The 26,077-nt window shown below is 44.3% G+C and carries 23 protein-coding genes; 6 read left to right on the top strand and 17 right to left on the bottom strand.

The window, feature by feature from the left end; genetic code table 11:
• Positions 1 to 132: 132 nt before the first annotated feature.
• The 9 genes from ACTUJY_RS07160 to pilM all read right to left on the bottom strand — a co-directional run bounded on the left by ACTUJY_RS07160 (position 133) and on the right by pilM (position 9,417).
• Positions 133 to 1,362, bottom strand: coding sequence for a type II secretion system F family protein (locus tag ACTUJY_RS07160; RefSeq protein ID WP_463615384.1), 1,230 nt, complete (start codon positions 1,360 to 1,362; stop codon positions 133 to 135).
• A 65-nt stretch (positions 1,363 to 1,427) separates the two neighbouring features.
• The gene (locus ACTUJY_RS07155) at positions 1,428 to 3,155 is read right to left on the bottom strand and encodes a GspE/PulE family protein (protein ID WP_463615383.1); all 1,728 of its coding nucleotides are present in this window, start codon (positions 3,153 to 3,155) and stop codon (positions 1,428 to 1,430) included.
• Positions 3,155 to 4,282, bottom strand: coding sequence for a tetratricopeptide repeat protein (locus ACTUJY_RS07150; protein ID WP_463615382.1), 1,128 nt, complete (start codon positions 4,280 to 4,282; stop codon positions 3,155 to 3,157). Before ACTUJY_RS07150 ends, ACTUJY_RS07155 begins: the two co-directional genes overlap by 1 nt.
• Positions 4,279 to 5,178 carry an ExeA family protein gene (locus tag ACTUJY_RS07145; RefSeq protein ID WP_463615381.1) on the bottom strand — a complete coding sequence of 300 codons (900 nt, stop codon included), beginning with the start codon at positions 5,176 to 5,178 and terminating at the stop codon, positions 4,279 to 4,281. Before ACTUJY_RS07145 ends, ACTUJY_RS07150 begins: the two co-directional genes overlap by 4 nt.
• Positions 5,179 to 5,191: 13 nt before the next feature.
• Positions 5,192 to 6,838, bottom strand: coding sequence for a pilus (MSHA type) biogenesis protein MshL (mshL, locus tag ACTUJY_RS07140; protein WP_463615380.1), 1,647 nt, complete (start codon positions 6,836 to 6,838; stop codon positions 5,192 to 5,194).
• A gap of 8 nt (positions 6,839 to 6,846) precedes the next feature.
• Positions 6,847 to 7,188 (bottom strand): hypothetical protein, encoded by a 342-nt coding sequence (locus ACTUJY_RS07135; protein ID WP_463615379.1) that lies wholly within the window; start codon positions 7,186 to 7,188, stop codon positions 6,847 to 6,849.
• Position 7,189: 1 nt separating this feature from the next.
• Entirely contained in the window at positions 7,190 to 7,876 is a 687-nt protein-coding gene (locus ACTUJY_RS07130; protein ID WP_463615378.1) for a hypothetical protein, read from the bottom strand.
• Positions 7,866 to 8,465 (bottom strand): PilN domain-containing protein, encoded by a 600-nt coding sequence (locus ACTUJY_RS07125; protein ID WP_463615377.1) that lies wholly within the window; start codon positions 8,463 to 8,465, stop codon positions 7,866 to 7,868. The genes ACTUJY_RS07130 and ACTUJY_RS07125 overlap by 11 nt, the downstream gene beginning before the upstream one ends.
• A complete protein-coding gene (gene pilM / locus ACTUJY_RS07120) occupies positions 8,452 to 9,417 on the bottom strand; it encodes a type IV pilus biogenesis protein PilM (RefSeq protein WP_463615376.1) in 966 nt (321 codons plus the stop codon). The genes ACTUJY_RS07125 and pilM overlap by 14 nt, the downstream gene beginning before the upstream one ends.
• A gap of 190 nt (positions 9,418 to 9,607) precedes the next feature.
• On the opposite strand from pilM, the gene ACTUJY_RS07115 reads away from it, so the two are divergent.
• The 4 genes from ACTUJY_RS07115 to ACTUJY_RS07100 all read left to right on the top strand — a co-directional run bounded on the left by ACTUJY_RS07115 (position 9,608) and on the right by ACTUJY_RS07100 (position 15,301).
• Positions 9,608 to 12,799 (top strand): amidohydrolase family protein, encoded by a 3,192-nt coding sequence (locus ACTUJY_RS07115; protein WP_463615375.1) that lies wholly within the window; start codon positions 9,608 to 9,610, stop codon positions 12,797 to 12,799.
• Positions 12,800 to 12,862: 63 nt separating this feature from the next.
• Positions 12,863 to 13,657: a crotonase/enoyl-CoA hydratase family protein gene (locus ACTUJY_RS07110; RefSeq protein WP_463615374.1), complete on the top strand. Its 795-nt coding sequence runs from the start codon at positions 12,863 to 12,865 to the stop codon at positions 13,655 to 13,657.
• Positions 13,658 to 13,722: 65 nt separating this feature from the next.
• A complete protein-coding gene (locus ACTUJY_RS07105; RefSeq protein WP_463615373.1) occupies positions 13,723 to 14,379 on the top strand; it encodes a 1-acyl-sn-glycerol-3-phosphate acyltransferase in 657 nt (218 codons plus the stop codon).
• Between the two features lie 268 nt (positions 14,380 to 14,647).
• Positions 14,648 to 15,301: a TorF family putative porin gene (locus tag ACTUJY_RS07100; protein ID WP_463615372.1), complete on the top strand. Its 654-nt coding sequence runs from the start codon at positions 14,648 to 14,650 to the stop codon at positions 15,299 to 15,301.
• Positions 15,302 to 15,392: 91 nt separating this feature from the next.
• Here ACTUJY_RS07100 and ACTUJY_RS07095 read toward each other — a convergent pair whose 3' ends face one another.
• The 5 genes from ACTUJY_RS07095 to ACTUJY_RS07075 form a co-directional block, all read right to left on the bottom strand.
• Positions 15,393 to 15,833 carry a GNAT family N-acetyltransferase gene (locus ACTUJY_RS07095; RefSeq protein WP_463615371.1) on the bottom strand — a complete coding sequence of 147 codons (441 nt, stop codon included), beginning with the start codon at positions 15,831 to 15,833 and terminating at the stop codon, positions 15,393 to 15,395.
• Positions 15,834 to 15,875: 42 nt separating this feature from the next.
• Positions 15,876 to 17,894: a DNA helicase Rep gene (gene rep / locus ACTUJY_RS07090; protein ID WP_463615370.1), complete on the bottom strand. Its 2,019-nt coding sequence runs from the start codon at positions 17,892 to 17,894 to the stop codon at positions 15,876 to 15,878.
• A gap of 181 nt (positions 17,895 to 18,075) precedes the next feature.
• Positions 18,076 to 18,285 (bottom strand): hypothetical protein, encoded by a 210-nt coding sequence (locus ACTUJY_RS07085; RefSeq protein ID WP_463615369.1) that lies wholly within the window; start codon positions 18,283 to 18,285, stop codon positions 18,076 to 18,078.
• Positions 18,286 to 18,468: 183 nt separating this feature from the next.
• The gene (locus tag ACTUJY_RS07080) at positions 18,469 to 19,983 is read right to left on the bottom strand and encodes a YifB family Mg chelatase-like AAA ATPase (protein WP_463615442.1); all 1,515 of its coding nucleotides are present in this window, start codon (positions 19,981 to 19,983) and stop codon (positions 18,469 to 18,471) included.
• 116 nt (positions 19,984 to 20,099) lie between these two features.
• Positions 20,100 to 20,474: a DUF3192 domain-containing protein gene (locus tag ACTUJY_RS07075; protein WP_463615368.1), complete on the bottom strand. Its 375-nt coding sequence runs from the start codon at positions 20,472 to 20,474 to the stop codon at positions 20,100 to 20,102.
• 186 nt (positions 20,475 to 20,660) lie between these two features.
• On the opposite strand from ACTUJY_RS07075, the gene aroE reads away from it, so the two are divergent.
• Positions 20,661 to 21,482 (top strand): shikimate dehydrogenase, encoded by an 822-nt coding sequence (gene aroE / locus ACTUJY_RS07070; protein WP_463615367.1) that lies wholly within the window; start codon positions 20,661 to 20,663, stop codon positions 21,480 to 21,482.
• Here aroE and ACTUJY_RS07065 read toward each other — a convergent pair.
• The 3 genes from ACTUJY_RS07065 to gorA form a co-directional block, all read right to left on the bottom strand.
• The gene (locus ACTUJY_RS07065; RefSeq protein ID WP_463615366.1) at positions 21,468 to 22,004 is read right to left on the bottom strand and encodes a gamma carbonic anhydrase family protein; all 537 of its coding nucleotides are present in this window, start codon (positions 22,002 to 22,004) and stop codon (positions 21,468 to 21,470) included. The two genes, aroE and ACTUJY_RS07065, sit on opposite strands and share 15 nt — an antisense overlap.
• Positions 22,005 to 22,233: 229 nt before the next feature.
• Complete coding sequence (locus ACTUJY_RS07060; protein ID WP_463615365.1) at positions 22,234 to 22,359, bottom strand: hypothetical protein; 126 nt, start codon at positions 22,357 to 22,359, stop codon at positions 22,234 to 22,236.
• A 179-nt stretch (positions 22,360 to 22,538) separates the two neighbouring features.
• Positions 22,539 to 23,888 (bottom strand): glutathione-disulfide reductase, encoded by a 1,350-nt coding sequence (gorA, locus tag ACTUJY_RS07055; RefSeq protein WP_463615364.1) that lies wholly within the window; start codon positions 23,886 to 23,888, stop codon positions 22,539 to 22,541.
• 145 nt (positions 23,889 to 24,033) lie between these two features.
• Between gorA and prlC the strand changes: the two genes are divergently transcribed.
• Positions 24,034 to 26,073, top strand: a complete 2,040-nt coding sequence (gene prlC / locus ACTUJY_RS07050) for an oligopeptidase A (RefSeq protein ID WP_463615363.1) — start codon at positions 24,034 to 24,036, stop codon at positions 26,071 to 26,073.
• Positions 26,074 to 26,077 lie beyond the last annotated feature (4 nt).

Below are 26,077 nucleotides of genomic sequence, written 5' to 3'. Positions count from 1 at the left end.
TTGCGCGGCTTGCCGTTCGCTCGGATTAAGCCATGTCCACAGCAAAACAGCAGTGAACATTAGTAAAAAAAGCGACCAGCCAAATTGTCGTGAGAATGCCAATGTCATGAAGTTAACTTGTCCGTAACCCAATCATCGGCCAGAACCAGCGGCCAGCTCCCACACCGGCATAAATACACCAAGCGCAAGTACTAGTATCATGGCACCCACCACAACAATTAAAAAGGGTTCAATATAGTCACCGATTTTTTTGATGTCGTAGTCCACTTCACGTTCGTAAAAATCAGCCACTTCTTCCAACATTTCATCAACATTACCGGTACTTTCACCAACACTCAGCATTTGCATCACTAACGATGAAAACATTTTACTTTTTGCCGCGGCCTGCGTAATGCTTTCACCACGCTCAACACCGGTTCGCATATCGAGAATATGACCGCCGACATACTTGTTATCGACCACCAAAGAGACCACACCTAATGCATGGGTGACCGCTACGCCGGCGCGAGACATCATCGCAAAACTGCGCGTAAAACGCGCCAATAATGCTCGATAAATTATGCTGCCAAATACCGGTATTTTCAGTTTTTTCTCGTCCCACTTAAGTCGACCATTTTCAGTATTCACGTATTGGTAGGCGGTAATTGCCGCAACTGCCGCACCGCCAACAATGAGATACCAGTAATCAACAAAAAAATTAGAAGTATTTATCAATATACGCGTAAAAATAGGCAGTTGTTCATTCGAAAGGCTACGAAACAACATCGTGAGTTTCGGAATAACAAACCAGTTGATAACCGCAAAGGCTAAAATTAATAAACTCAATACAATGGTGGGGTAACGCATTGCTGATTTAACGCGGTTCCTGTTTTCTTCTTCCAATTCTAAATAGGTAGCCAACCGCATAAAGGCTTCTTCCAAGTTTCCGGAATTTTCCCCCACATGAATCAAGCTGACATAAAAAGAATTAAAAATATTAGGGTGACGAGAAAAGCAGGTTGCCAAATCATTACCCGCGGTGAGTCCATCTAAAATATCTCTGAGCGCTTCCCGTAACGGAATACTATGGGTGGTTTCGATTAAACCAATAATTGCCCGATTAAGCGGTACACCGGCCTTGGTTAAACTGTACATTTGTCGAGAAAACATCACCAAGTCTTTGCTTTCAACTTTTTTCGGTTTCAGCAGTTCTTTTAATGCCTGGACGGCATCGCTCGATTTGTCTTTTTGCTCCGTAATACTAACAGGGATTAAACCTTGCCCTTGCAAGCGTTCCGCTATCGCTTCTCGATTATTCGCTTCTAACGTGCCATTTACGGCAGCGCCGTTACTGCGTCTTGCTTTATACTCAAAAATTGGCATGATTAATCCGAATGAGTGTATTACCTAAGAGTTTGTCGGAACTAAGTCAGTAATGATCAAAGCCTTTATTCCACTCCGCCTGGAAGTAAGTCAGTTTCTTCGACGGTTTCGCCGATTCGGTACACTTCTTCGAGTGAAGTAACGCCTTTCACTGACAATTGAATCACACTATCAATTAATGATTTATAGAGTGGTGATGCTTTTGCCGCATTATTAAACTCATCAACGTTATTTCGTCTAAGTGCACTCAGCATTGCGTCATCGAGCACTAACATTTCGTGAATTGCGATTCGGCCGCGATAACCGGTGTTATTACATTGCGTGCAACCTTCCCCTTGCTTGAAGGTGACTTGCGTTAAGTCAATCTTTACTCGCTCTTGCAACCAATTACGCTCTTGCGCTTCAATAACATGATCTTTACTGCAATAGCTACACACGCGCTTAACCAATCGTTGAGCGATAATGCCACGTAAAGCACTGGCCACCAAGTAAGGCTCAGCACCCATATCGGCAAGTCGTAATGCGGAAGAAATGGAATCGTTAGTATGTAACGTTGATAATACTAAGTGACCGGTCATTGCAGCGCGCAAACCGATTTCGGCCGTTTCCTGATCGCGCATTTCTCCTACCAATACAATATCGGGATCTTGACGCAATACAGCTCGCAACACGCGCGAAAAATCCAAACCGATTTTCGTATTCACTTGTACTTGATTCACACGTGCCAAGTAATATTCAACCGGATCTTCTATGGTGATGATTTTCTTCTCTGGGGAATTAAGTTCGGTAAGCGCTGAATAAAGCGTTGTGGTTTTACCGGAGCCAGTAGGGCCAGTAACCAAAATCATACCATGCTGAGATCGTAATAATTGACGAAACTGTTTAAGAACCTCACCATCCATACCCACTTCATCAAGTCGCAATATGCCACTGGTTTGATCAAGCAAACGCATCACAACCGACTCACCGTGTTGCACAGGCATGGTAGACAAACGCACATCAACGTTGTGGCCTCGAACTTTGATATTGAAGCGACCATCTTGTGGTTTGCGTTTTTCCGAAATGTCGAGTCCACACATCAACTTCAATCGCAATACCAAGGCTGGTGCAATCCGTTTTTCTTTCATCACTTGTTCTTGCAGTACGCCGTCGACACGCAGCCGGATCCTTAATACGTCTTGATCCGGTTCTATGTGAATATCGGATGCTGCCAACTGCACCGCTTCTTCAAACACACTTTGTAATAATTTTGCAACCGGCGCTTCATCCGTATCGGTGGTTTCTGCTAAAGTAGGTAATTCAAACTCTTCGGTGCCCAGCTCGTCTTGTAGCTCTTCTGCAAGTGAGCTGATCTCGCTGGTTTTACGATAAAACAAATCGATATTGCGAATAATATCCGCTTCTTTGGCGACGCTCACTTTCACCGGTTTTTGTAAAATATTTTGAATTTGATCGTAGCGATTCAAATCGGTTGGATCGGCCATTGCGATTAAAAATCCGTCGGCCTTTTCATCAATGACCAGAGTACGAAATCGACGTGCCTGTATTTCATTCAGTGAGGTAACTGCTGCTTCATTAATTTTAAAGTTAGGTAAGTCGATGTAGTCAATCTCTAGCTGTTGCGCCAAAAATCGGAGTAACTGTTCTTCACCAACGTAACCTAAGTTGACCAGCGTCGCTCCCAGTTTTTGTCCAGTCGATTTTTGTTGTTTGAGCGCATCCATCAATTGTTGTTCGGAAATTACCTTTCCTTCAACAAGCAAATCACCCAGTCGAATTTTTTTTCTTAACATTAAAAATGACCTTTCAGCTCTTGAGTTTTAGCCTTGATGTACTGATTTTGTTGTAGAGAAAGGCGAGGATCACGCTGTGCCCTCAAAAGCGCTTGATACGCATCGCGATAACGCTTTAACGATTCCAAAGAGACCGCCATACCAATCCACCAATCGCCTCGCTGAGGATTATCACGCAACAGTGGGATGTAAACTTCGATAGCTTGTTTATGCTGATTAACTTGCTGCAGGGCTAACGCGTGCATCAACTGCAAGCTTTCATTACCTGAAAAACCCGTTTGCGCATTAATAATATTAATTACGGATTGCCAATCTTTAATATCCGCATAATACCGTGCGAGCAGCACTCGATAGTTCACATACCCAGGAAAGTCAGTCACCGCTTTTTCCAGTAGTTCAACCAAATATTGATCATTACCGGTTTGCAAATAAACAAAAGCCAATAATTCTCTAGCCGCATGAAAATCGGAAAACTCTGTTATTAAACTTTGTAATTGCGTTTGAGCCAAAGCATAGTTTTTTTGTTCAATATTTTGTTTGGCGGAGTCGAGTTGTTCCTGTTTACTTTGTGCGGCCGAAACGTGTTTAACAATAGGGCTTTGTTTTATCGCTTTTAACGCTTTATCATCGGTTGATTTATTGACAACTTTAAGACTCACAGTCGCCGTTGTTGGGATAGCTTTCTCAGTAACCGCTGGCTTTTCAAGTTCTTTAGTATTATCTATTGTGCTCACTTTTGTATCATTAGGGATCGCCTCTAATTTATGCGCAACCTGTTCAACTTTTGGCGATAGATCGACGAAACCTTCTTCTAACATCGGTTTTTTTTCAACAGTGATTATCGTTTCTTGTTGCGACAGTTCAACAACAGCTTTCGAAGCTTTAACCATGTCTACTGGTTGCTCAACGCTCGTTTTTGCGACATCAACCTGATCGGCAATTAAAAATGACTCCGACGTATTGAGCCATAATAAAGCGATGGCAATAAAACTTACGATCAATAACAAAAGCCAGACGCTAAAGCGCTTTTCTTTAATATTTAGCTGCTGAATATCCGCATCAAACTGCAATTGTGCATTGGCGTTTTGTTGCTCCAAGTCTTTCAGCATTTGATTGACGACACTCATGGCAATACCCATAACGCGAATGCGCTGCTACTGAAAATGCCTAACCCACTTAGCCACAGCGCCTGCCGAACTCTTAAAGAAAACTTTCGAGTGTCTTCCGTATCAATTATTGCGCGCCAAATGTGTGAAAAACCGATCCGATTCGAGCCTTGCCCAAAACCCAGCATTAATGCCTTGTGCGCTAAAACATTGATCAATCGAGGAATGCCACCACTGGCATGAAATAAAGCGCTCAATGCCGGTTTAGTAAAAACAATTGATGAAACGTTTGAGACACGCTGCATTCTGTGCAAGATATAATGTTGAGTTTCAGTTTTCGTTAATGGTTTTAATCGATGACTGAAAACAATACGTTGCCGTAATTGGCGCAAATGCGGTTGAGCTAACTTTTCGTCTAATTCCGGTTGTGCGAAAAGCACAATTTGCAGCAATTTATGCGTTTCTGTTTCGAGATTGGTAAATAGCCGCAAGGCTTCTAATGTTTCATCCGGCATAGTTTGCGCTTCGTCAATAATTAAAATCACCGGGCCTTTCTTTTTACACACTTCAATTAACTTTTTTTGTATTCTTGGAACTAACTGTTCTTCGCCTACGTTTTGCTGAATTCGCATATTTAATTCATGGGCTAAAGAAAGCTTTAGTTCGCGAGGGGAGAGTACGGGGTTAGGGATATAGGCGATTTGACGTTGTTGACCAATTTTATTCATTAACAATCGACACAGCATGGTTTTACCGGAGCCGACTTCTCCGGTTATCTTACAAAAGGCCTCTCCGCTTGAAAGAGCAAATTTTAATGTGTTTAATGCGGCTTTATGACTGGGTAATGCGCAAAATAAATCCGTATCGGGTGTTAACGAAAAAGGCAACTTTCGGAAACCATAGTGATACAGATACATAGCGCCTTCCTGATTATTGACTAAAAGACTTAAATCGGTTTTGTGATTCCTGTAAATGCATTTTCCAATCGTAATTTTCAATCACTGACGCTTTTAATAACAACACCAGTTCACTTTTCACAACTTTATCTCGTTGCTGTTTGAACAAATTACCAAGCACAGGAATGCTACTGATAATGGGAAAACCGGATTCACTTTTTACGACCTGATTTTGCATCAAACCACCGACAACCACCACCTGACCGCTTTTTAACTTCACAATGGAATCCGACTCGCGAATACTGCTTAAAGCCAAAGGCAACGACAGATCTTGATCACCAATTTGAATGCGTTTGGTTTGATCCACTACTTCACTGACTGAAGGATGCACATGCAATATGATTTCACCATTGGCACTGACTTGAGGCATGACATCCAACGCGATACCGGAAAAGAAAGGCGTCAATGTGACATCCGGTGTGGTAGTAGAACTGATCCCAGAAGTTGTTGTTGTACTGACATCGGTTACATAAAATTCATCGGTGCCCACTTTAATCACGGCTTTTTGATTATTAATGGTAGAAATTCGTGGGCTCGATAACACTTGCACGTTGCCTTGTTGCTCAAGCAATTGAATGGTAGCACTAAAAGGATCCGCATCATCCGGATCGGACTGATACAGTAAATTGAATACGCCGTTGATCGGATTGGCTTCTGCCGGCACATCCAGTACTTGCCCTAATTGACCCAGCGCAATGAGATTTCCGGCACCGTTAACATGAACTTTCGACCAGTCTACACCGGCCTGAAAATCATCATTAAGTCGGACTTCGAGAATTTTTGCTTCCAGTATCACTTGACGACCCAGGTTCGCTTGCGCGACGCCTAAGTATTCCGCTACTTGCCGTTGCACCATCGGTCGTGCTTTAACAAGAACAATACCAGTCTGCGGGCTTACCATAACAAAACTGTTTTCATCTTGCGCTGCGATTGCCTCTAAAGCGGTTTGTACTTCCTGCCATAAATTAGTTTCCGACTCGGTTTCTATTTTCGAGGAATTAATGGTATTCACACTTTGGCCACCGCCTTTCCCGGATGAACTACCCGAGCCACCACTACGACCTTGACCGCCGCCTTGACCTGATGCATAGATTTGTCCGGAACTGACCTGTGTTTGTGATTTTCCTTTCCGGTTTAGGTTTAAATAATCGAGTGGATAAACCGCCGTTTGTACCTTAGAGCCGCCAATATAATAAATGTTACCCTGACGACGAACATCAATATCGTGTGTTTGTTCCAACATTGCCAGTACATCTTCCACAGTCACATTATTGAGTTGCAAGGTCACTTTTTGCGTTAAGTCCGGATCCACCATGATGTTCATATGGGTATCGTCCACCAACCCCATTAAAAACTGGTTTAAGGGCAAACCATCGGCTTTTACATCAAACCTAGGTGACGTGCGTTCGCTGCTTTTTCCCAGTGAAACTTCCGGTAATAAGCTTTCAAGTATTGCGTTGGCGTTGCTATCGGGCACCGATACGGTTTCATGTTGCTCGTCATTAAACGTTTTTTGTGCCAACGTATCAACTCTGCTTTGATGAGGTGTTGAATCATCAACGAAAGTCGCACAGGATGATAAATACATCGCTGTAAGAACTGTATATAGCCACTTATGCATTCTCATATTTAACCCTGCTTGTTTTCCGCTTTTACCGTTGGTATCAAAGTTAATGTTTTATACTCTGAACCTCTGCGCAAAACGACTTTTTTATCATTAATTTTATGTACGATGAACCCATTAATTGATTCGCCAACAGCAACCGTTTTCTCGTCGATTATGGCTTTTTTACTTTTGTTCTGAATAATAATGGCTTTCAACTGATTGATTTTTTTACGTACCGCAATGGTTTTAGCAGTGTCAACCGGTTTACCCACTGCACCCACATCGATTAAGGGTCGCGTTGGATCCGATAAAGGCGTTTGTTCGGCAGCCATAGCACCAAAGGCAAACAGAACAATCAAAATCAAACTATGCGCCAATCCAGTTTTTATCATAACTAAAGGTGTAAACGGTTAATTTAATGTTAGCGACGGGATAGTCTTTCACTTCGTAATGCAGACTGTCCCAATAAATTTTAATGTTCATTGCCTCCAACGCTTTCAAACTTTTTTCCAACTCAAAGTACCGGCCTCTCAAACTGACGGTAAATTCATGGCGATAAAACTCGATACGTTGACTCGCCATCGATGAGCTGTCCTGAACGGGGCGTTCGGCCTTTACATTTTTAAACGCTGGTTTTACTTCGTGCTTAGATAGTCCTACCAGCTTTAATGATTTACTGTTATCAAAAAAGTCTTTCAATAAACCCGGCATTTGACGGGGCGATACCAATTGCGCATATTCCGAAAGTGCCGCATCGATTTGTTGCTCTTGCATTTTTAAACTTTCGATTTTTTTACGTTTCTCGGTGTGTGCGGTCCCCATTAACTCTTGCTGACGTTGTTGCACCGCTTTAGCTAAATCCTGGTGTTGCTTTTCGATGTTGGTTAAATCACGCTTTAATCGTTTTTGCTTTTCATCTTGCGGCTGGTACCAAAAAAGATCAAAAAACAGCAAAATAACAACCGCTAATAAGCCGAGTATCATGAGTCGATGACGCGACTCTAATCCTGAATATTTTTCCTTAACCTTTTGCAATGGATTGTTATCGCTCATGTCGTACCATGACTCCACCATTAAGTGCAAAATCGTAAACCCGTTTGTCCTGCTCGTTCTGTTGGATACTTATTGCAGAAAATTGTCGACTCAGGGTTTGTTGTTGCGTTGCTTGCTCAATCCACTCGGTAATTTTTTCTGGATTTAACGTTTGCCCTTTTAAAACCAAAACATCCTGGTTCAACTCAATTTTCGTAAACCACAAACGACGGCTTTTTATTTTTGCCAAATCACGCAGCAAATCACTAAACCCTTTGCTAGCGGCGATATCGCTGTTCTTTAAAGTATTCAGCGCAATGATTTTATTTTGAATATCGTACTCAACCGCAGCCAACTCCAGATCCAATTGCCCGCTGTCTGGGCGATTGGCCACCATTTTTTCCAACTCCTGCTTTTGTATTTGCAACGGTTCTAACATGGCGCGACGTTGTTCCAGTTGATCATTCAATATTAAAGTACTGTTGTTGATCCAGAGTCCGAGAGCCGTATATATAAACACCAATGCAGCCAACGCCATTAACAACTGGTTAAAACTTAAAACTTCTTTTTTCGGCCGAAACTCGGGCAAATAAAGATTAATTTGCTGCATGAGTCACTCCTACTTGCCGAAACAGGCCACCACACACCGAGAGGCGCCGTGATATGTGCTCTTCGGTCATGGTTTCGGGCCACTGGCAAAAACTTTCCATTTGCAACGTATCCACTGCTATTCCAAGATTTGAATGCAGCAGTTCATTTAACGCGTCGGTTTTATCTCCCAAGTCAGGAATGATAATGCGGGTGATTGCTTGTCGTGATATTTGACTTTCGTAGTAGTCGAGCGTTCGTTGAATTTCAAGCAGCAATCGATCGCTGCCTTGATCTTGGCCAATGTCCACATCAAGCTCTAGTGTTTCTTCACTTTCACTTGGTCTGGGCAAATAAACATCGGGTAAACCACGTGTAAAAGCGAATTCGTTACCAAAAAAGCAATTGACCGACAATCCACGAGGGTTTTCAGCCAAAAAAGCAATGTTTTGTCCACTTTGCAACAACGGGTTGATCACATTACCTAACGCTAACTCGGCAATATCGATGGCTTGCAAGTTGAGATCGGCCTTTTCACTTATCGCTATGATTTCTTCAATCGCTTTGCGATGGGCAACGACCACGTAAATTCGATTTGCGCCTGGTAAACCTTCGGGATAATGAAAATGTTCGATGACGGCCTGATCAATAGCAAAGTCGATTTGGTCCTTAATCTGCCAACGAATGGCCTCACTGAGTTCGGTATCCGGTACAGCAGGCCGCTCTATGGTTAACAAGCGATAATGCTCCGAAGGCAAAATCCAGTAGGCATCGGCATTTTTTGCCCCCAACTTCTGTACCAATGAGCTAAGTAGAGTTTCGGGAGAGACTTCGTCGGTTGAAAGCTGATCAATGGCGACCAATTGAGGTTTTTCTGCAGCTGGCTGAAGTAAACAATAACTGAGCAAACTGCCTTCAAGTTGAAGGCCTATGCGCTTATTATTTTTGCTCGTTATTCTTTTTAGCCAATCCACTTAGAGCGATTCTCTTTTAAGATATTGATCACAGTTTAATATATTTCTTAAAAATTCTCAGCAAATCGCTGAAAAATCAGCTAATTTTTGTTCAACTGAACCGGAATAACAAGACTTAAATAGTGCTTTTGGCCGATCTTTACCCGCAAATCATCACCTGCCAACAAGAAATTTAGTCTAGGAGATTACAATGCACCGCAAAAACTGTCGATTCAAGACGATCTATCACCACCTATCGTCAAGTATCGGGTTACTGGTTATCTCGTTATTGAGTTGGTCAGCGGATTGGAATGTTAATCAACCACCAGGGCCAGCCAAAACCATCGAAATCGATGTACGCGAAGGCACTTGGATGAATGTCGATGTGAGCCCCGATGGCAAACAACTGGTGTTTGATCTGTTGGGCGATCTGTATTTGTTAGCGATACAGGGCGGTGAAGCCAAAAAGCTCACCAACGGTATGGCGTGGGACATGCAACCGAGATTTAGTCCCGATGGCCAATGGATCGCCTACACTTCCGATGCCAACGGCGGCGATAATATCTGGCGTATTCGCACCGATGGCAGCGAAGCCCGCGCTATAACGGATGAATCCTTTCGATTGTTGAATAACCCATCCTGGTCACCCGATGGTCGGTTTGTGGTGGCACGTAAACATTTTACTTCCAGCCGCTCGCTTGGTGCTGGTGAGATCTGGCTCTATCACCGCGATGGCGGGCAAGGCGTTCAGCTTAATAAGCGGCCAAATGATCAAAAAGATTTGGGTGAGCCGGTTTACTCAGCAGACGGTAATAAAGTCTATTTCAGTCGCGATTCTACGTCGGGCAAAATCTTTGAATACAGTAAAAACTCAAATGAACAGATTTACGAAATATTCAGCATTCGTCTTAAAGACGGTGTCATCAATACCGAAGTCAGTGGCCCTGGCGGTGCCGTTCGTCCGACACCGTCTCCGGATGGCAATAAGTTAGCCTTTGTCCGTCGCATTCGAAATCAATCGAGCCTGTTTATCAAAGATCTCGACTCTGGCGCGCTAGCGCCTGTTTATCAACAACTTGATCGTGACATGCAAGAAACCTGGGCCATTCATGGTGTGTACCCTAACTTTGCCTGGACTCCTGACAGTCGCGATCTCATTTTTTGGGCTGGTGGCAAAATTAAACGCCTCAATACCACCACATTAGCGGTTACCGAAATACCGTTTCATGTTCGGGATCAACGAGAAATTCGTGAAGCGCTTAGATTTCCGACAAAAGTGGCCGAAGACAAATTCGCGGTAAAAATGCTGCGATGGGTGACGATATCCCCGAAAGAGGACAGTGTGGTGTTTCAGGCGTTAGGTCACCTTTACCGGCGTACTTTACCAAACGGCAAACCCGAGCGCTTAACTCAACAACACGAGGATTTTGAGTTTTATCCCGCGTTTTCTCGCGATGGAGAATGGGTGGTATTCACCAGTTGGAATGATCAAAAGCTCGGGCAGGTTAAAAAAGTACGCGCCAACGGTGGCAGCAGTAAAGTACTGACGCAGCAGCCAGGGCTTTACATTGAACCGCAGTTTTCACCCGACGGGAAATCCGTCGTTTTCCGAAAAGTAGCCGGTGGCTACCTAACCAGTTCACACTACTCGGGCGATACCGGCCTTTATCATATCGACGCCAACGGCGGTTCTGCGGATTTCGTCAGTAAAGACGGTCATCAGCCTCATTTTGCAAACCGCAATGATCGCCTTTTTATCAATCGCACTCGGCGGGAAGGCGATAAAACGCTCCATACGCTGGTCGACATGAACCTTAATGGCAACGATGTTCAAGAGCGACTGCACACGCCTTGGGCTTCCGAATACCGGGTTTCACCCGATGGCAAATGGATTGCTTATGTTGAGCGCTTTCAAGTGTTTATCGCTCCTTTTGTGGAAACCAGCATGGGCTACGCGGCTGATCATAAAAGTAAGCAATTGCCTGTCTACAAAGTCAGTCCTTTCAGCGGTGAAAACTTAAGTTGGTCGGGTGACAGTCAAACACTTTACTGGTCGCAGGGCGATCAACTTTTTTCACAGTCCATAGCCGAGTTGAGCGCTGAGAGCACGCCCACTCCAAACGATAGCGAGCTGGGATTTTCTGGAGATCATGACCAACCAAGGGGCAGTTATCTGCTACAAAACGCGCGCGTGATAACCATGGTTGGCGCTCAAGTTCTGGAACATGCGGATATGCTCATCGAGGGAAACCGTATTACCGCAATAGGTGAGCCAGGCACCTTAACCCCTCCAAAAGGTGTCAACACCATTAATCTGGCGGGCAAAACCATTATTCCAGGACTCATCGATGTTCACTGGCATGGTCTTCAGGGCGTTCATGAGATCATTCCACAACAAAACTGGGTAAACCTCGCTAACTTGGCGTTCGGCGTTACGACACTGCACGATCCCTCCAATGACACTTCAACTATTTTTGCGGCCAGTGAATTAGCGAAAGCCGGAAAAATCTTAGCGCCTAGAATATTCAGTACCGGAACCATACTTTACGGAGCAGAAACCGCCTTTACCGCTGAAGTTGAAAAGCGTGAAGATGCGTTTGCCCATTTAAAACGCATGAAGTCAGTGGGAGCAATTTCGGTAAAAAGTTACAACCAGCCACGACGCGATCAACGACAAATGATTTTAGACGCGGCGCGCCAAACCGGCATGATGGTCGTGCCAGAAGGGGGCTCATTGCTGCAACATAATTTGACGATGATCGTCGATGGCCATACTGGTATCGAACACGCGATCCCAACCGCTGAAATCTACGCCGACATTGAACAACTTTGGTCACAAACGCGAGTCGGGTACACACCAACGTTAACAGTGGCCTACGGTGGCCTGTGGGGTGAAAACTATTGGTATCAACACTATGAAGTTTGGAAACACCCGTTGTTACGCCGTTTTGTACCCAAGTTTGTGCTTTGGCCAAGAGCCATTCGACGAACCATGGCACCGGAAGAAGACTACAATCATTTTCGCGCTGCACGAGTTGCTGCCAAACTGCAGAATTTAGGAGTAGGAATCAACCTTGGCGCGCATGGCCAGCGAGAAGGTTTAGGCAGTCATTGGGAAATGTGGATGTTTGTGCAGGGTGGTATGAGCCCGCATCAAGCACTGCGTGCTGCAACACTCGACAGCGCTCGTTATCTTGGATTGGATCAAGACTTAGGCTCTATCGAAGTCGGCAAACTGGCCGACTTAGTCATCTTAAATGAAAACCCGTTACTTGACATTCAACGCACAGATCAGGTGGATAAGGTGATGTTAAATGGCCGCTTATATCAAGCCGATACTATGGATCGTATCGGCAATCACCCCAAAAAACGTGCCCCTTTGTTTTTTCATCGAGAATACTAAGTATGATTTTTTACATGAAAGCGATTAAACTGGCTCGCTCCTTTTTAATGTAAAGCGATAAATATGTCTCGAGTCTTGATAGAACCATCAAATGGTATCGTACGCGTCATTCTTAATCGTCCCGATAAACTGAATGCGCTCGATATGGAAATGTTTCTGGCACTGAACAAGGCTCAGCAACAATTAAAAAAAGATCGGCAGTTACGCGCCATTATATTGGAAGGAAAAGGCAGCGATTTCTGCAGCGGTTTAGATGTTAAATCGGTGATGAGCCACAAAATGAATGCGATACGATTGTTGTGGAAATGGCGACCCGGGGCCATGAACTTGGCGCAAAAAGTCGCCGCGGGGTGGCGTCAGTTGCCCGTTCCTGTCATTACGGCCATTCATGGCCGATGCTGGGGTGGGGGAATGCAAATCGCGTTAGGAAGCGACTTTCGCATAGCCAGTCCGGACAGCTCCATTTCCATTATGGAAAGCCAATGGGGGCTCATTCCTGATATGGGCGGTACCTTAGCCTTAACGGAAATACTCCCGGTGGATCACGCCATGCGTTTGGCAATGACGGCTGAAATAATGAATGGAGATGAAGCACTCAAGTTAGGGCTTGTCAGTGAAACGGACGAAGACCCAAAAAAGCGCGCACTAGCGTTAGCGCATCAACTGGCAGAACGTTCGCCCGATACCAACGCAGCCATTAAAAAGCTGTATCATAAAACCTGGCATCGTCATTCGACCGCAACTCTCGCTAACGAAACACTGTACCAAATTAAAATTCTTTCAGGTAAAAATCAATCCGTAGCCGTCAAAAGACAAACACACAATACGGATACTCCCTGGCAATTAAGAAAGTTTTAATTTGAATTAAAAATACTACTGTGTCGTATTATTTCAGTCTATTACTGTTACTTGTGATTAAAGGTTTGTCGTCGATATTTTTTCGTTTCGATGTTCGTTGGCTAAGCCAACACAATTTATCCAAGCCTTCCGACATTCGTTTACTGGTTTTATTAAATCATACCAGTTTGTACGAACCTGTTTTTGTTCGACTGGCGCCTTTTTGGCTTTTAAAACAATTTGCTCGTCACTTTATAGCGCCCGGAGCCGATATAACAACCAGTCGTCCTATTGTTGGCCGATTACTGCGGACGTTATTACCTGGTTTGATCCCTATCTCACGCAAACGCGATGACTCCTGGCGCTTTTTTCTCGATCAAATTAAACACGATTCTATGGTCATTATTTTACCGGAAGGTCGTATGAAGCGTGCCGATGGACTCGATAAATTTGGCAAACCCATGACCGTTCGTGGTGGCGTAGCCGAAGTATTGGAGCGGATGGACTCTGGAAATATTTTATTCGTTTACAGCGGAGGGTTGCATCACGTTCAAATTCCTGGAGAAAAAATTCCAAGACTGTTTCAATCCATTAAAGTGAACATGGAATTGGTGGGTATTGAGCAATACAAACGTGATTTACTGGCAAGTAATCCTCACCGTTTTCATGAAAGCGTCTTAAAGGATATGCAATCTCGGTTAGTAAATAAAATCCCTCATTGTAATAATCAACCCAGCAATTAATACATCTAACCGCGTGAACAACCGCGACTAAAACAATTCATTGAATGGCTACCATGCCTCAAACAACATAAGCCTTTTTAGAAAAAAGGTGACGGAATGAATTCAGTGCAAATGACATGCTATTAAGTTTTTCTCGCACCATTTTAAAGCAAACACTCCAACTCTAAAATCCATTTACGTATAAAACTCGTGTAATTAAAGCGTTAATTACTTATGGCACAGTTTATGATTCTAGGTTTTCAGGTATTAAACACTTGAGGAATTCCTAATGAAAACAATACGAAACCAAATCAATAAACTGATCTTTTTTTCGTTCTTATTTGTTAACACGTTGCAGGCAATAGAGCTCTCGACCAATATCGGTTATGCCTCCGAGTATTATTATCGAGGTGTGCTCCAAAAAGAGTCGTCGGCTAACGCTGGCATCGATATTGGTGCAGAAGAATTCAGTGGTGGTATTTGGAGTGCCGAAGTTGGTGACGGACTCGAGTACGATCTCTACGGCCGTTATTCCTATCAATTTAGCGATACAATTTCCGCCAGTGTGGGATTTACAAATTATTACTACACCGGTGAATTCGACGATACTTACAAAGAACTCAATGCAGGCATCGCGTACCGCTTTATCAGCATAGACTACGCGAAAGGAGAGTGGGACGGTGGTACTCACGTTAACGACGATTATGATTTTGTTTCACTTACGCTCAGTCACAACGGACTTTACGGCAAATACGGCCGTTTTGGTGATGAATTTAACGGCGACTACATAGAGTTGGGCTACGGTACTCACTTAGAAGGGTTCGACTTTACATTTTCAATGATCGTGAGCTCTAAAGAGCTTTCCGACCAAATGAATCGAGATGGTAACCCCACCGAAAGCGAAGCACTCATTTTATCTGTCGTAAAACAGTTTGATATATAGATAACACTTCAATTCGTTAAAGCACCGATTCTGAACCTGAGCCAATTCGGTGCTTGATTAAGATGTGGATTACCAATATTAAGATAATATGCTATGAACGTTCATATTTTTTGTAAACATCTGAGTTTCGTATTTCCATTACCGTTTCCGGAAAATCCGGTGCATGAAAACCAAACGCCTCATAAAGGCCATGTGCATCACGCGTACACAACATAATGCGACGTAATCCTTGCAATTCCGGGTGCGCCATAATTTCATGCATTAACCATTTACTGAGTCCTTTACCTCGATGCTCTTCTAAAATATACACATCGGCCAAATAAGCAAAAGTCGCTTTATCGGTGATCATCCGTGCAAACCCCACTTGTTCCTTTGAGTCAGTAAAGACACCAAAACACACAGAGTTTTCCAAGCCGCGCTGCAACGTTTTTTTCGGGATGTTCGCAGCCCAGTAAGATCGCACAATATACTGATGTATCGCATGAATATCCATTGCGGATAATTGATCACTGATGCTGTATCCTGGGACCATTCGATATTCCTTAAATCAAGTTTAATGTCGTCACTAAGCACTTCAGGATTCAGACAAAAGCGCTCGCAACTGCGCCATATTTTTTCGACCTTTTTCTTGGCGCTCGTCTTCCGACATCGGCATTTGCTGTTCTTCCCAAATCATATCATCTTGTGGCATTTCAAACAGGAATCGACTGGGCTCGGTATCGACCAGCTCACCATAACGCTTTCTCTGTCGAGCGTAAGACAGCGTTAATGTTTTTTGTGCGCGCGTAATGCCAACATAGGCTAGGCGCCTTTCCTCTTCAATATTGTCGTCATCGATACTGGAACGATGTGGAAGCAACTCTTCTTCCATCCCGACCAAATAAACGTGATGAAACTCCAACCCTTTCGAAGCGTGCAAAGTCATGAGTTGCACTTCATTGGTTTCCGCATCCTCTTCGTTACGATCGAGCATTTCACGTAAAATTAGTTTGTTAATGGCTCGTGCTAATGGATTATCCTCTCCAGCAAAGTTATCCAATTCTCTTTCGACCCATTCGAGCAACTGTTGCACATTGCTCCAACGGTATTCAGCTGCTTTTGGGCTGCTGGAGTTATCGTACAAAAAGCCATGGTAACCAATATAAGCGAGCAACTCACTAAACACTCCCATGGTATCGCCGCGTTGCGCATTGTCCGCCGTAGTGGCAATTAATTTTGCAAAGCGCTGTACAGCGGTTAATCCTTTGGTATGCAGCTCTTCAGCTAGACCCATTTCAAAACATGCATCAAATAAGCTGATGTGGCGCTTCTGTGCGTAAAGCCCTAGCTTTTCCAGGGTTGTTGGCCCAATTTCGCGTCGTGGTACATTGACAATGCGTAAAAACGCATTGTCATCGTCCTGATTTACGATCAAACGTAAATAAGCCATGATGTCTTTAATTTCGGTGCGAGAAAAAAAGGAAGTGCTACCACTGACTTTGTAAGGAATTTGTTTTTCAATCAACGCTTTTTCAATAAACCGGGCCTGATGATTACCACGATACAAAATGGCGTAATCGGAATACTGTGTTGCATTTTTAATTTTGTGTGCAAGCAGCTCATTGGCAACACGTTCGGCTTCATTAAGATCATCATCCGTTGCCAAAACTTTAATTGGATCACCAAATATTTTATCCGACCACAGTGACTTTTCAAATACATGAGGATTGTTGGCAATCACTTCGTTGGCTGCTTTTAAAATGCGACCGTAAGAACGATAGTTCTGTTCCAACTTAACGATTTTTAGGTTCGGATAATCTTCTTTTAACAACGCCAAATTTTCCGGTTGTGCACCTCGCCAAGAATAAATGGATTGATCGTCGTCACCGACTACGGTGAATAAACCGAATCGACCGCAAAGTTGTTTCACTAACTCATACTGGCAAGTATTGGTGTCCTGATATTCATCGACCAGCAAATAGCGAATTTTATTTTGCCATTTTTGCAAAATATCCGGATGGTCGCGATACAGTTCCACTGGATAGCGGATCAAATCGTCAAAGTCAACCGCGTTGTAAGCGCGCATACTGCGATCGTAAGCTTCATAAATTTTTGCAGCCGCCAGTTCATCTTGATCGTTTGCAGTAGCGATCACCTCTTGCGGTGATTTTAGGTCATTCTTCCAGTTAGAAATTTTATGTTGGAATGCTTGCAGTTCGGTTTTATCGGCATCCGCATTTTTATGGCACAACTCACGCAATAATGAGAGCGTATCCTGATCATCAAAAATCGTGAAATTACTTTTAAAACCCAGCGCTTGATGCTCTTTCCGAATGATATTCAAGCCCAAATTGTGGAAGGTTGAAACGGTTAACCCGCGACTGTTTTGTCCACCCAATAACTTGCTGACACGCTCTTTCATTTCACGTGCAGCTTTGTTAGTAAACGTTACGGCTGCAATTTGCGAGGCTCGATAGCCACAATTAGCAATTAAGTGGACGATTTTACTGGTTATAACGCTGGTTTTGCCACTTCCAGCACCCGCTAATACCAGTAATGGAGAATCGACCGTATAAACCGCTTGTTGTTGACGATCGTTTAGCTGGTGCGCCACAGGTACGTACTCGTGTCAGGTTACAGGGCAGGATCGGAAGATCGCTGAAAAAATGAAATTATATATCCTTTGGTAGACGAATTTTAAATCAGCCTAGGACTTTTGCCAATGACATAAAACGAAGGGGATTGAGGAGAATAACCGGAGACAGCAGCAAACGCCTGTCTCCGGTATTAATATCTTAAGAATTGAGGGGCCCTTCCCACAGATTCTTGGATAGCAGCCTGTCCGGATTTATTATGATTCCAGCGAATCGACAACGCCAACTTTCCTGCTCACGATGCGATTCTCGAAACACTTGCACTTCAATTTTCGGTAGCCAGGATGCGACCGTTAATCGATAAATGCCAGCTTGCCCTGGAAAAGGCTGATTCATAGTCTCGTCCTTCATACGACGCTCCTTATTGGTTTCCGTAAACCCCTGTGATAACTGCCTGGTGCTCCGACCATATCACAACGACTATTACAAGCGATGAGATCTCACATCTTAATACCCAAGGGGTTTACTAATTGTAATACCTCCTATTGAGATTTCCAGTATCACAGTGGAATTTTTATCCATTTTTAACCCGTTTCAAATTTGTTGCATCATGCGCTCTATTTTCCGATAACCAATGGCTTCTGAAATATGCCCATGATTGATCATATCGGCACTATCCAGATCGGCGACTGTACGCGAGACTCTTAAAATGCGATGGTAAGCACGTGCCGACAGCCCGAGCTTTTCCATGACGTTCAAGACAAATTGCTTGGCGTCTTTTTCAATTGTGAAATTCTTTTCTAATTCAGCAGCTTGCAGCTCACCGTTTAACTTACCTTGGCGTTCACGTTGACGCTCATGAGCACGCTCAACACGCGCCCGAACATCAAACGTGGTTTCGATTGAGTCGTCCACTTCGGCGATAAACTCATGTTTGGTCATGAGTGGTACTTCCACGTGCAGATCAATTCGATCGAGAAACGGCCCGGAAAGTTTTAACAAGTAACGACGAATTTGATCCGGTGTACATCGACATTGCCCTCGACTGTTACCGAAATGCCCACAAGGACAAGGGTTCATTGCCGCAATTAACTGGAAACGTGCCGGGTACTCCGCCTGACGAGCGGCTCGTGAAATCGTCACCGTACCCGACTCTAATGGTTCGCGCAGCACCTCAAGTACTTTACGATCGAACTCGGGTAACTCGTCCAAAAACAATACGCCATGATGCGCTAATGACACTTCGCCTGGTCGCGGATTACTGCCACCACCGATCAGTGCAACCGCAGAAGCAGTATGATGAGGCACTCGAAAAGGACGCAACTTCCAATTACCCGGATTGACCGACTTTCCACTGATTGACGCAATAGCTGCACAGTCAACGGCTTCGTCATCGGTCAGTTCCGGTAAAATACCCGACAGGCGACTGGCAAGCATGGTTTTGCCTGTTCCAGGTGGACCAATAAACAATAAATTATGTTTACCCCCAGCTGCAATCTCTAAGGCACGTTTAGCAACATACTGGCCTTTCACGTCTTGTAAGTCCGGAGCTGGAATAGCACGATAATGGGATGTTGAAGATTCATTGAAGCCAAGCCGCTCTTGCCCAACTAAATGCGCAACCACTTCGAGTAAATGTTCAGCAATCAATTGCTCCCCACCCGCCAGAGCCGCTTCTTCTGCATTAGCCTTTGGCAACACCAAAGTACGCCCAGCTCGTTTTGCTTCCAACGCGACCGGCAATACGCCATGAATCGGTCGAAGTTCACCGGAAAGCGCCAATTCCCCAATAAACTCGTATTGATTTAACGTATCTTGTGGAATTTGCGCACTGGCGGAAAGAATGCCTAATGCAATGGGGAGATCAAACCGACAGCCGTCTTTTGGTAAGTCAGCCGGTGCCAAATTGATAGTAATCCGACGCGCGGGGAACTCTAAATTAGCGTTCATTAATGCGCTGCGTACCCGATCTTTACTTTCTCTTACGGCAGCCTCTGGCAAACCAACAATAGATAATGCGGGCAATCCATTAGAAAGATGCGTTTCGATGGTTACCAAAGGTGCTTCAATGCCGACACCGGCGCGAGAGTAGATATGTGATAGGTTCATTCGTCCCTGAATGGTTAAGTCCATTTGCTGATTATTGTATCGAAGTGGAAAACTTGCGCTAGCAGCGATCTACCTTCTGTGTTGTGAGATATATTCTATAGTCACTCCTTTAACGTTTACGGACGTACTTTATCCAACACTCGATGACCCCAGCCGATCAACTTTCCGTTTTCAAAGACTAACGGTGTGGTTTCATCGATCGAAGTTTCCCCATCACTGCGGCGATGACGCGTTCGATAATAAAGCACAACATAGCTCTTACCTTCTTTATCGAACCCTTCAGAATCGTCAGCACCACCGAGTTCATCGGTTACTGAAGTAATGGAAGTACCCATGGACAAGCGACTGATCGCTTCTCGATTTTCCGATTGACGCACTTTCCAGCCCGGATCGGAGCTAACGCCGTCATCGTGCACAGAAATGACACAACCGGAAAGACTGACTACGGTAAGACCCACTACCAAAGCCGATTTAATTGCGTTGATTGTCATTGATTCATCATCCTCTTTATTATTTAAGGACTCCATTTTATTTAAATTTATACTTATTTTTGTGAGCCAAAAGTAACAAAACATATCGATGAACGACTTTAACCCCAATAACTTTCGTTTGTAACACTTGCTATGGTTTCTTGCTACACTCTTCGACTGTTCCTACTAACATGATTGCTTTAGATAATGACGCAATATTGCGCCGTGATCGGACAACCGGTCAAGCACAGCTACTCGCCACAAATTCATCAATATTTTGCCCAACAAGCCGGTATCGATCTGATATACGATCGATTGGAGTCGACACCCGAATCGTTTGAACATTCCGTTCGACAGTTTTTCGACCAAGGTGGCGTTGGCCTAAATGTTACTTTGCCCTTTAAACAGCAGGCATTTGATATCGTACAGCAGATGTCAGAAGAAGCGCATCGAGCGCGCTCAGTTAATACACTGTTTTTAAATCAGCAAAAGCAACTGTTTGGTGAAACCACCGATGGTCGTGGTTTATTGTGCGATTTGCAGAGAAACCGAATGATTGATGCACAATACCGCGTTTTGATTCTCGGTGCTGGCGGAGCATCACGCTCCATTATTCCCGTTTTGTTGCGGTTAGGATGCGAACTGGAAATTACTAACCGTACCAAAGCTAACGCCGAAAAATTGGTTGCTGAATTTCATGATCTGGGCACATTGCAAATCGCTAAGTTCAAACCTGCTCCTTATCAGTTGATCATCAACACTTTGCCACAGGATGGAGAGCAATGGTTACAGAAATTAAATGTTACGCATTTGTCGAAAAGTCACGTTTACGACATCAGCTATGGTGTACGCGCTGAAAAGTTTGTGCGTTGGTGCCGTGCCAAAAAGGCTCGCAGCTTTCGCGAAGGTTGGGGGATGTTAGTGGAACAAGCGGCACTGTCGTTCGAAATTTGGCATGGCGTGAAACCGGATACCGACGAAATTGTCGATAACCCGGAAGCGTTGTTGAGGCAATTAAGCAGAAGCTAAGTATCGATTCTTTAATTTAACGTAATTATCGGCACTGTATTTGAAAAAGGAAATTTCTTCTTCCGTTAATGCACGTATTTTTCTTGCTGGCGATCCGACCCATAAAAAACCACCTTCCAACTCGCGCCCAGGTGGCACTACCGAATTAGCCCCTAAAACCACATTTGAATGAATCACCACATCGTCCATCACCACCGAGCCCATACCGATCAATACTTCGTTATGAATTCGACAACCGTGCAACATGGCTTTATGGCCAACCGTAACATCATCGCCAATCACCAGATCATGCCCCTCAGGATTGTAGTGGCTGGCATGGGTGACGTGACATACGGCACCGTCTTGAATGCTGGACCGCGCACCGACGCAGATGGAATGCACGTCTCCGCGCAAAACCGCCATTGGCCAAATCGAACTGTCATCACCAATGGTTACCTGTCCAACCACCAACGCAGTGGGATCGACGAATACTCGCTCACCGAGCGACGGCTTGTAATGCTCAAAGGAGCGGATCGGATTCATAAACATCTGTCCAGTTAATGTGCAGCATTGCGCGATTTTAACGATTTGCTGTGAAACAGCAAGTGTAAATAGGAGGCATTTTCAATTGTTGATTTTTTTTATTTTGGGTTTCGCACCACTGCGCTGTGTGCGACCCACTTTTTTCAAGAGCAAAAAAAGTGGGCAAAAATGCCCCGACGCTAGCCGCTGTGGCAAGAGATCTGCGTAAATAGAAATACTTGTATTTCTCTTAAAGATTGAGCATCGACCGACGACTGCTATCGCCACTGGCTAAGACTCCATCCCAATAAAATTCAAATTCATCGCTTCCAGAAAACTCGGCATTTAAAAAGTCCTCGTAACCCAGTTTGATCATATGCGACAGCATTCATCAACAGACGCACTCCTTTCAGTAATACTTACAAATTGTCCAAACACTCTGAACAAGTGCCACAGCGGCTAGCGTCAAAGACTTTTTGGTCACTTTTGTGTCGACTGACAAAAGTGACTCGCACGCAAGCGATAGCGGTGCGAAACCCCAAAAATAAAAATCAGTTACCTCAAAGTAACAAACTCTTCAGCCGAAGTCGGATGAATCGCCACCGTATCATCAAAATCCTTTTTCGTAGCTCCCATTTTCAAAGCCACTGCAAACCCCTGCAACATCTCATCCGCACCTTCACCAATCACATGAATACCCACAATCTTTTCTTCTTTACCCACACAAATCAGCTTCATCCGCGTTGGTTGGCGATGCGACGTTACCGCTTTATACATGGCCGTAAATTGGGACTGATAAACGATCACATCATCGCCGTGCCGCTCGCGCGCTTCGGGTTCCGTTAACCCAACCGTTCCAATGGTGGGATGGCTGAACACAACGGTGGGCACATTTTCATAATCCAATCGTTCTTCCGGCTTATTGTTGAATAAGCGTTCTGCCAATCGACGACCGGCCGCCACCGCAACCGGCGTAAGCGCGATACGACCGGTATTGTCACCCACAGCGTAGATTCCCGGCACATTGGTATTTTGATACGCATCGGTTGGAATGAACCCTTTTTCATCCAATTCAACACCGGCATTTGAAAGATGTAAATTATCATTCATAGGAGCACGACCAACAGCCCAAATGACGTCATCCACCGGACCAATGCTGTTGCCATTTTCCAATTGCAACACCAACCCTTCTGCAGATTCCTCAAGCGCAATAGGCACACTGTTGGTGTGCAGGTTTAATCCGGAATTTCGCATAATTTCGGTTAGCGAATCGGCCAATAAAGGATCGAATTGACGCAGTGGCTTTTCTTTACGAACGACTAAGTGCGTTTCACTACCAAGTTCGTGCAACATGCCCGCAATTTCCACGGCAATGTAACCTGCACCTACGACGGCCACTCGTTTCGGTTGCTCCATCAATGCAAAAAAACCATCCGAATCGGTGCCTAATTCAGCACCGGGAATGTTTGGCAGAGTAGGCGTACCACCGGTTGCAATGAGAATATGTTCCGCTGTTATCTGTTGCCCATTGACTTGCACCGTATGCGCATCAACAAACCGAGCAAAACCATGAATCACTTCAACCTTGTTGTTACCTAACCCACGCTCGTAAGACTGATGAATGCGTTGAATGTAAGCGTCACGACTCGACACCAGTTGCTGCCAGTTAAAGTTGTTTTGCGTCAGTTCAAAACCGTAGTCGGGAGCCAACTTGATTGCCTCCGCCACATGTGCGCCAAACCACATCACTTTTTTCGGTACACAACCGACATTCACACAGGTTCCACCAAGCGCATTGGCTTCTATTAATGCGCATTTTTTGCCATAGCTGGCCGCACGATTGACCGATGCGATACCACCACTACCACCACCAATGGCAAGAAAATCGTAATCAAAATGAGACACGGACTCTCCTTTAAAACAGTTCCGGTTAACATTCTTCATCTGCTGAAAATAAGTTTGTCACAACAGACTCTGGAAAATTTGAGACTAATGATACACTTTATCCTATAAGATATTGGCATATAAATAATCGAAACAGGATATCTCAATGACCAACCCATTGCTGGAAAGTTACGATTTACCCCCTTTTAGTCAAATTAAACCGAATCACATTAAACCGGCCATTGAACAAACCTTAAGTGAATCGCGACAAGCGATTGAAGATTTGCTCGCGCATCTGGATCAACCGAACTGGGAAAACCTGATGCAACCCATCGAACAGCTCAGCAATCTGATGGACAAGCGCTGGTCGCCGGTTTCACACATGAACGCTGTTGTTAACTCCGAAGCGCTACGTAAGGCTTACGACAGTTGTCTGCCGCTACTTTCGGAATACGGCACCTGGCTCGGACAGAATCAAGACTTGTATCAAGCCGTTCAAAAAGTATTTGATGCGCGTGAATCACTCAAATTAAACGATATTCAAATAAAAATTTTAAAAGACGAGCTGCGTGACTTTAAGTTAGCCGGTGTATCACTCAGTGACGATAAGAAAAAACGTTACGGTGACATTCAAAAACGGCTATCGGAGCTGTCGTCGAAATACGAACAAAATTTGCTTGATGCGACTATGGCGTGGAGCAAACATTTTACCGATGAAAAAGGTCTCGAAGGTTTACCCGAATCAACCCTTGCATTAGCCAAACAAAATGCTGCAAACGATAGCAAAGAAGGCTACCTGTTAAACCTGGAATTTCCTTGTTATTACGCGGTAATGAGTTACGCGGACAACCAGGCATTACGTCACGAAATGTATCGAGCCTACGCCACACGTGCTTCAGAATTCAACGATAAAAGTGAATGGGATAATGCGCCGTTAATGGATGAAATCATGGCGCTGCGACACGAATTGGCACAATTGCTCGATTTCAATCACTACGCCGAGTTATCACTGGCTTCAAAAATGGCTGAATCCACCCAACAGGTATTTGAATTTCTTAATCATCTGGCACAAAAATCAAAACCGCAAGCAGAAAAAGAATTAGCGGAACTTAAAGCCTTTGCTGAAAAAGAACTGGCACTGGATGAGCTCAATGCCTGGGATGTGCTTTACACCAGTGAAAAGCTGAAGCAACACAAATACGCGGTTTCACAGGAAGAATTACGTCCTTATTTTCCGGTCGACAAAGTTTTGAGTGGATTGTTTCAAATCACCGAAACGTTGTTTAACGTAAACATTAAAGAAGTAAGCGAACAATTTGATACCTGGCATCCAAGCGCTCGATTATTTGAAGTGTTCGACGATAGACAGCAACGTATCGCACGGTTTTACATTGACTTGTACGCACGTGCGCATAAGCGTGGTGGCGCTTGGATGGCGGATTACTGTACTCGATTTCGCATGGACGATGGCAGCTTGCAGCAACCGGTTGCTTTTTTAACTTGTAACTTTAATCCGCCGGTTGGTGACAAACCCGCTTTATTGACACACGATGAAGTCGTTACGATGTTCCATGAATTTGGTCATGGCTTGCATCACATGCTCACCAAGGTGGAATACCTAAGTGCCAGCGGTATTCACGGTGTTGAATGGGACGCTGTTGAATTGCCCAGTCAATTTATGGAAAACTATTGCTATCAGAAAGAAGGGTTAGATGTGATTTCCGGACACTATGAAAGTGGAGAGAAATTGCCCGACGAATTGCGGGAAAAACTACAAAAAGCCAAAAACTTTCAATCCGCCATGATGATGGTCCGCCAACTGGAGTTTGCTTTATTTGATTTTCGTATTCACAGTGAATTTAATCCTAAAAGTGGTGCACGAATTCAACAAATATTGAACGAAGTGCGGCAACAAGTATCGGTAGTGATTCCACCGGAATGGAATCGTTTTCAAAACGCCTTTTCACACATTTTTGCGGGCGGTTATTCAGCAGGCTATTACAGTTATAAGTGGGCCGAAGTTCTTAGCGCTGATGCGTTTAGTAAATTCGAAGAAGATGGCATTTTTGATCCAGAAAGTGGCCGCGCTTTTAAAGAGAATATTTTAGAAATGGGTGGCTCCAAACCGGCAATGGAATTGTTTAAAGCTTTTCGTGGTCGTGAACCACAAGTGGATCCTTTATTACGTCATTCTGGTATTGAGTGAGTTT

The sequence above is a fragment of the Pleionea sp. WD8-19 genome, assembly GCF_055326765.1.
The sequence above is the reverse complement of the archived record's forward strand: the minus strand, read 5'-3'. Positions and strand labels throughout refer to the sequence as shown.